At 53.2% G+C, this 6,881-nt stretch carries 9 protein-coding genes; 4 read left to right on the forward strand and 5 right to left on the reverse strand.

The window, feature by feature from the left end; all coding sequences use genetic code 11:
• A partial coding sequence (locus RT340_RS20955) for a magnesium transporter (protein ID WP_313377642.1) occupies positions 1-1,180 on the forward strand: 1,180 nt, incomplete at its 5' end.
• Between the two features lies 1 nt (position 1,181).
• Here RT340_RS20955 and RT340_RS20960 read toward each other — a convergent pair.
• Positions 1,182-1,676: a helix-turn-helix transcriptional regulator gene (locus RT340_RS20960; RefSeq protein WP_058959124.1), complete on the reverse strand. Its 495-nt coding sequence runs from the start codon at positions 1,674-1,676 to the stop codon at positions 1,182-1,184.
• Between the two features lie 10 nt (positions 1,677-1,686).
• Positions 1,687-1,935, reverse strand: coding sequence for a hypothetical protein (locus RT340_RS20965; RefSeq protein ID WP_071845604.1), 249 nt, complete (start codon positions 1,933-1,935; stop codon positions 1,687-1,689).
• Between the two features lie 216 nt (positions 1,936-2,151).
• Here RT340_RS20965 and RT340_RS20970 point away from each other — a divergent pair, with 216 nt between their 5' ends.
• On the forward strand, positions 2,152-2,331 hold the full coding sequence (locus RT340_RS20970; protein ID WP_034825711.1) for a hypothetical protein: 180 nt from the start codon (positions 2,152-2,154) through the stop codon (positions 2,329-2,331).
• Between the two features lie 253 nt (positions 2,332-2,584).
• Here RT340_RS20970 and RT340_RS20975 read toward each other — a convergent pair whose 3' ends face one another.
• Positions 2,585-3,361: a DUF3750 domain-containing protein gene (locus RT340_RS20975; RefSeq protein ID WP_313377643.1), complete on the reverse strand. Its 777-nt coding sequence runs from the start codon at positions 3,359-3,361 to the stop codon at positions 2,585-2,587.
• Between the two features lie 226 nt (positions 3,362-3,587).
• On the opposite strand from RT340_RS20975, the gene RT340_RS20980 reads away from it, so the two are divergent.
• The gene (locus RT340_RS20980; RefSeq protein WP_313377644.1) at positions 3,588-3,914 is read left to right on the forward strand and encodes a type II toxin-antitoxin system RelE/ParE family toxin; all 327 of its coding nucleotides are present in this window, start codon (positions 3,588-3,590) and stop codon (positions 3,912-3,914) included.
• Positions 3,915-3,918: 4 nt separating this feature from the next.
• Positions 3,919-4,248 carry an addiction module antidote protein gene (locus tag RT340_RS20985; protein ID WP_283215478.1) on the forward strand — a complete coding sequence of 110 codons (330 nt, stop codon included), beginning with the start codon at positions 3,919-3,921 and terminating at the stop codon, positions 4,246-4,248.
• Between the two features lie 51 nt (positions 4,249-4,299).
• Here RT340_RS20985 and guaA read toward each other — a convergent pair whose 3' ends face one another.
• Both guaA and RT340_RS20995 read right to left on the reverse strand, forming a co-directional pair.
• A complete protein-coding gene (guaA, locus tag RT340_RS20990; protein ID WP_313377645.1) occupies positions 4,300-5,880 on the reverse strand; it encodes a glutamine-hydrolyzing GMP synthase in 1,581 nt (526 codons plus the stop codon).
• 72 nt (positions 5,881-5,952) lie between these two features.
• Positions 5,953-6,881 (reverse strand): IMP dehydrogenase (locus tag RT340_RS20995; protein WP_313377646.1); only part of this gene is annotated, 929 nt, incomplete at its 5' end.

Genomic DNA, 6,881 nt, shown 5'->3' on the forward strand with positions numbered 1-6,881 from the left:
CGAACAGCGCGGTCGCGGGCTGGTGGATGCCTCTGAAACCGTCTGGGCCAGCCTGACGGAAGGTATGACTGATCGCGAGATTCTGCACGCTATTGAGCCGCTGGACATCGACGATCAGGTATATCTGGCTCGCTATCTGCCGCGTGATTTAACCGGACGTTTACTCACCACGCTGGAGCCAAACTTGCGTGCACGCCTGCTGGAAGTGATCGAGCTTGATCGCGACCGCGTGGGCCAGGTGATGGATTTCAATATTCTGACTGTCCGATCTGACGTGACCCTCGCCACCGTGCAGCGCTTTCTGCGCAAGCGCAAAAGCATGCCGGATGGTACCGATAAAATCTTTATTACTGACGAACAGAATCAGTTGCTGGGTGAGTTAACACTCACCGACATTTTACTCAACAAGCCAAAGACGCTGGTTTCTGACGTGATGAATGCGCGCCCGACCACCTTTCAGCTCGACGACAAAGCCGAAGATGCAGCCAGTGCCTTTGAGCGTTATAACCTGATCTCTGCCGCCGTTATTGATGCGAAAGGTAAGCTGATTGGCCGTATCACCGTGGAAGACGTGATCGATCTGGTTAACGAAGAGAACGAAAGTAACATTCGTAAGATGGGCGGTATCAGCCAGGGTGAGGACGTGTTCGCGCCGGTGCGCAAAGCGGTGGGTAAACGCTGGGCGTGGCTCGCCATCAATCTGTGTACCGCATTTATCGCTTCTCGCGTAATTGGCCTGTTTGAAGAGACCATTTCTCAACTGGTGGCGCTGGCGGCGCTGATGCCTATCGTCGCCGGGATTGGCGGTAACACCGGTAACCAAACCATCACCATGATTGTGCGTGCACTGGCGCTACATCAGGTGGAACCCGGTAACTTCTCCTTTCTGGTGGTACGTGAACTCGGCGTTGCCCTGATTAACGGGCTATTCTGGGGCGGAATCATGGGCAGCATCACCTGGTTGATGTACGACAATATGCAACTCGGTGGCGTAATGATGCTGGCGATGGTGCTTAATCTGCTGCTGGCGGCGCTCATGGGCGTACTGATTCCGTTGATCATGACCAAGATGAAACGCGACCCGGCAGTAGGTTCCAGCGTGCTGATCACCGCTATCACCGACACCGGCGGTTTCTTTATTTTCCTCGGTCTGGCAACGGTGTTTTTGCTGCACCGTTAAATCAAAGACAGTGCGCGTAACGTTGCAGCGCTTGCTGCAAATTGAGTTGCAACGTTGCGTGCGCCAGTTCGCTGATGCCTGGTGTTACGCGCGATGAGCCGCGTTGATTTAACCACTCGACCACATCGATAAGGTGCCACAGCGCGGTTTTACCATCATGAATTGGACGTGGAAACTGCGGGCTGTGAGTGAGCATTAACTTCCGCATATTCTGGCGCGATACGCCGATCAACTCGGCGATATCCGTAAGGCCGACCAGATCGGGGGCCGCTTCAATCAGTTCGGCATCGGGTAAAGCCTGAATGACTTCGGCTAAGGCATCGCGAATCGCTTGCTGCGCACTCTCCGCTTCCCGGTAGTACATCAGACTCAATTTACCGGCTACGCCAGTACCCACCAGCGCATCAGTGCAACCGGCAGCGCCGAGTCGTTCCAGGGCTTCGTCATCAGACACAGCCTCACTCAACTGAAAACGTAACGTGAATTCAAATTCCATTTTTACATCCTTATCGTTTCACTCTTGAGCAGTTATCCACCACTCGCTTTAACATCCTGGCATGATTTTCAGGGCTCTTAGGCGTGCTCCAAATGCAGGTAATACAGAAATCACCGCATCGACACTCTGCTGAATTCTCCGGGCAATACATTTTTCCCCACGCATGATGCCCACCCTGCACAATTTTCCATCCCTGAACTTCTGCATAACGTAAAACGCTTTCAATCTCTTTGTGCGGGTGTCGCTTCCTTTCTGACATTGCATGCCACCTTATACTTTGAACATTAGGTTGTCAACTGACAACCACCTTCAGTTTTCAGATGCTATGTCATCAGCATTTAAGGCGTGAGAGAACAACAAGTGTCCTGTGATCCCGGATTTAATTTGAGGTTGGATACCAGCGCACAAAATCGAGCGCACCTGAGTTCAAGCGCATATACACTTAGCGCTATCACTGACCTGAGGGAGAAACAGCATGTTTAAAGTTGATGATTTTGTGCAGTCGAAGACCGGTGGCCCAAAGATGCAGGTCACACGGGTTGAAGGGGAGTTGCTATGGTGTGCACGTATTGACGATCCCATCAAACGTGAGATCGAAGTCAGGGCAGATAGCGTGAATTTGTATCACGAAGAAGGCGATTTCGGCGTGTGCTGATTCTTCCGTTGCGCGATAAATAGCGCCGCTACTGGTCAGTGCACCCTGCCATAGCGGCATAATTTATTGTGTAATGCCTGGTTTTGCTCGCCATGAATGACGCGCTACGCTGCTCGGTGCGGTTAATGACGCCCTTACATTGTTTGGTGCGGTTTTCATAAAGTGCGCATTCATGCGTACCAGGTTAAAGACGCACTCACTGGCTTAAGTGGATGGCATTACGCAATTTTTTGCATGACGTGAACGCAGACAATCACGGATTGTCCTTTTGCAGATTATCTTGCCCAATTCTGCCAATAAACGGCAAGCGCAGTTTTAATGGCGCGAAGTCCAGCCCCAGATTCAATCCCAACACATTCACTTCCAGCCCTTCTTCCGCACCCAGGGTAACGCCTAACACACCCAGCAAGGACACCTGTAATCCGCGCCCCGACGGTGGTAATCCAATGGGATGAAGCAGAGAGCGATAATCTTTGCCTAGTGCATTAGCAGGCAAATCCAGCTTCAACGCAGGCACTTCACGGCCAATGTGTGCCATAAAGGTGTTGCTGTTCGGTCCCGGCCACGCGTGATAGGTCGTTGGCCATGGGTAAGATTTTATCGCCGCTTCGATCTGCGGAATCATTGCTTCTGCTTCCTTGCCGCGATGCTCCACCAGTAAACGCGGTTTCGCGCCGTACCAGTATCCATCCGGCAGGTTTGCGTTGCGACGCACCTTATCGCCGCTGCCCCAGCTGATCACTTCGTAGCGGTTGTACTGCGTCTCCCCTGCACGCTTAAAAATGATCCACGGATGCACCGCGACAGCGCCCTTCCAGCCATATGTGGGCGCAGCATAAACCTGCACGATGGCCAGATTGGCATATTGGTGCGGGTCCGGCGCTATCCCGGCCGAATCCCGTCGCGCCGTCGCCCAGCCACCGCGCTCACTGGTTAACTCACCGGTGCGCGTGGCCTGCGCCAAACTGGCTGCCAGCGAGAGCAGCGCAATACAGAGGAAAGAGAGGAGAAAGGCTTTCAGTGGCAGCATCGACGGCGTCCTGATGATTAACAATTCACCTGCCATCATGCATTGGTAGGGTGAGTTTGTATTCACTAACTATGCGATAGGGCAAATTGCACTGAAAATGCATGTCGGTTGGCAATAAAAGAATGGCGTATATCTCGCAGATGCACACACTTCACTAACCCTTTCGTTGCATCAATGTCGCTTATAAAAGACAATTTTCGCTGGATTGAATGCTTGCGAGGACGCTATGCTGTATACCACTAAACGTTATCAGGATCCTGATGGCAAAGTTCCCTATACCGAATGGATAATCAAATTAAGAAAGAAGGATCCTCGCGCCGCAGCAAAGATAGATACTCGAGTGGATCGCGCTGAAAGTGGAAACTTTGGCGACTACCGATTTGAAAGAGAGGGTGTTTGGGAATTAAAAATCGATTATGGCCCCGGTTACCGCGTCTACTACGCACTCGATGGAGATAGGATAATTTTGCTTCTTATTGGGGGAGATAAATCGTCCCAAAAACAAGACTTAGCAAAAGCAGTAAAATTTTGGCGTGAACATCAAACGAGGTAACAGCATGACTATCATCACTCAATCTGCACCAAAGAAAAAAGCAGTCAGTCACGACGATGCGATGGTAGCAGAGCTGCGAGAAAACCCGGATTACGCTGAAATCTACCTGCAAACGGCATTGGAAGATATCTACGAAGAAGGCGGGATAGCTGCCTTTCTGATCGCCCTTCGCCGGGTAGTTGAAGCCCGGGGTGGCATTAGCGAAATCTCTCGTAAATCGGGGTTGTCGCGCCAGCAGTTGTACAAGACACTCTCTGAAACAGGAAATCCAACGCTCACTACCCTTACAGAGATTACCCGTGCAGCTGGCGTTAGACTGATTCCTCACATCTAAATAAAAAGCCCGCATTTAAGCGGGCTTGATAGGCAATTCAGTTAACGAAAATCATTCCCACTCAATCGTGGCCGGTGGCTTACCTGAGATATCGTAAACCACGCGAGAAATGCCGTTCACTTCGTTGATGATGCGGTTGGAGACACGGCCGAGGAAATCGTACGGCAGGTGCGCCCAGTGCGCGGTCATGAAGTCGATGGTCTCTACTGCGCGCAGTGACACAACCCAATCATATTTACGACCGTCGCCCATTACGCCAACAGAGCGCACTGGCAGGAACACGGTGAAGGCCTGGCTGACTTTGTTGTACAGGTCAGCTTTATGCAGTTCTTCGATGAAGATCGCATCGGCACGACGCAGCAGGTCGCAATACTCTTTCTTCACTTCGCCGAGGACACGCACGCCCAAACCTGGACCTGGGAACGGATGGCGATACAGCATGGCGTATGGCAGACCCAGTTCCAGACCGATCTTACGCACTTCGTCTTTGAACAGCTCTTTCAGCGGCTCAACCAGGCCCATCTTCATCTCTTTCGGCAGACCGCCCACGTTGTGGTGCGATTTGATCACGTGTGCCTTGCCGGTAGCAGAAGCAGCAGACTCGATCACGTCTGGATAGATGGTGCCCTGTGCCAGCCATTTCACGTCAGTCAACTTCAGCGCTTCTTCGTCGAACACTTCAACGAATACGCGGCCGATGATCTTACGCTTGGCTTCGGGATCGTTCTCGCCCGCCAGTGCATTGAGGAAACGGTTTTCAGCGGCAACGTGAACGATGTTCAGACCAAAGTGGTCGCCAAACATGTCCATCACCTGCTCGGCTTCGTTCAGACGCAGCAGGCCGTTGTCCACGAACACACAGGTCAGACGTTCGCCGATAGCACGGTGCAGCAGCATCGCGGTGACAGAGGAATCCACACCACCTGACAGGCCAAGGATCACTTTATCTTCGCCGACCTGCTCACGAATACGCTCAACCGCATCTTCGATGATCTTGGCTGGCGTCCACAGTGCTTCACAGCCGCAGATATCACGGATGAAACGCTCCAGCATGCGCAGGCCCTGACGGGTATGCGTCACTTCTGGGTGGAACTGCACGCCGTAGAATTTCTTCTCTTCGTTGGCCATGATGGCAAACGGACAGGTTTCGGTGCTGGCAACGGTTTCAAAGCCAGCCGGGATAGCGGTCACTTTGTCACCGTGGCTCATCCACACGTCCAGCAGCGGTTTGCCGGCTGCGCTGATGGCATCTTCGATGTCACGAACCAGCGCGCTCTGGGTCAGCACTTCAACCTGCGCATATCCAAACTCACGCTCGTTGGAGCCTTCAACCTTGCCGCCCAGCTGCATTGCCATGGTCTGCATGCCGTAGCACACGCCCAGCACCGGTACGCCAGCATTGAACACGTATTCTGGTGCACGTGGGCTGTTAAGCTCAGTGGTGCTTTCCGGGCCACCTGACAGGATGATGCCGTTTGGATTGAAGCTACGAATCTGCTCTTCGGTGACATCCCACGCCCAGAGTTCGCAGTAGACGCCCAGCTCACGCACGCGGCGCGCGACCAGCTGCGTATACTGAGAACCAAAATCGAGGATCAAAATGCGATGTTTATGAATATTTTCAGTCGTCATTGAGGCGTTTCCATTGGGATGGACTTAATAATAAAAGCGCCCGGCAGGTGCCGGGCGTTGAATCTTACGGGATTATGAACCCATGCGGTAGTTCGGTGACTCTTTGGTGATGGTCACATCATGCACGTGGCTTTCGTTGATACCTGCGCCACTGATGCGCACGAACTCGGCTTTAGTACGCAGATCGTTGATGGTTGGGCAACCGGTCAGGCCCATGCAAGAGCGCAGACCGCCCATTTGCTGGTGCACGATCTCTTTCAGACGGCCTTTATAAGCGACGCGGCCTTCGATACCTTCCGGCACCAGTTTGTCAGCCGCGTTATCGGTCTGGAAGTAACGGTCAGATGAGCCTTTAGACATCGCGCCCAGTGAACCCATACCACGGTAAGATTTGAACGAACGTCCCTGATACAGCTCGATTTCGCCTGGAGATTCTTCAGTACCCGCCAGCATAGAACCGACCATCACAGCGGCCGCGCCTGCGGCGATCGCTTTGGCGATGTCACCTGAGAAACGGATACCACCATCAGCCACAACCGGGATACCAGTGCCTTCCAGCGCAGCAACCGCATCAGAAACGGCGGTAATCTGTGGTACACCTACGCCAGTCACGATACGCGTGGTGCAGATTGAACCAGGGCCGATACCCACTTTTACCGCGCTCACGCCCGCTTCGGCCAGTGCCAATGCACCTGCACCGGTCGCCACGTTGCCCCCGATGATGTCCAGGTCTGGATACTTCGCACGGGTTTCACGGATACGTTGCAGAACGCCTTCAGAGTGACCGTGAGAAGAGTCGATCAGCAGAACGTCAACGCCCGCAGCAACCAGCGCGTCAACACGCTCTTCGTTACCTGCGCCCGCACCAACCGCAGCACCCACACGCAGACGGCCTTCCGCATCTGTACAGGCGTTAGGTTTACGCTCTGCTTTCTGGAAGTCTTTAACGGTGATCATGCCGCGCAGGTGGAAGCTTTCATCCACAACCAGCGCTTTCTCAA

It is taken from the genome of Pantoea sp. CTOTU50773 (assembly GCF_032082325.1).
GTDB lineage: Bacteria > Pseudomonadota > Gammaproteobacteria > Enterobacterales > Enterobacteriaceae > Pantoea > Pantoea communis.

What these genes read in the sequence shown, in the direction of transcription:
- RT340_RS20960 (WP_058959124.1), bottom strand. Translation starts at nt 1,676, where the DNA reads ATGGAATTTGAATTCACGTTACGTTTTCAGTTGAGTGAGGCTGTGTCT.
- RT340_RS20980 (WP_313377644.1), top strand. Translation starts at nt 3,588, where the DNA reads ATGCTGTATACCACTAAACGTTATCAGGATCCTGATGGCAAAGTTCCC.
- RT340_RS20985 (WP_283215478.1), top strand. Translation starts at nt 3,919, where the DNA reads ATGACTATCATCACTCAATCTGCACCAAAGAAAAAAGCAGTCAGTCAC.
- RT340_RS20970 (WP_034825711.1), top strand. Translation starts at nt 2,152, where the DNA reads ATGTTTAAAGTTGATGATTTTGTGCAGTCGAAGACCGGTGGCCCAAAG.
- RT340_RS20975 (WP_313377643.1), bottom strand. Translation starts at nt 3,361, where the DNA reads ATGCTGCCACTGAAAGCCTTTCTCCTCTCTTTCCTCTGTATTGCGCTG.
- RT340_RS20965 (WP_071845604.1), bottom strand. Translation starts at nt 1,935, where the DNA reads ATGTCAGAAAGGAAGCGACACCCGCACAAAGAGATTGAAAGCGTTTTA.
- guaA (WP_313377645.1), bottom strand. Translation starts at nt 5,880, where the DNA reads ATGACGACTGAAAATATTCATAAACATCGCATTTTGATCCTCGATTTT.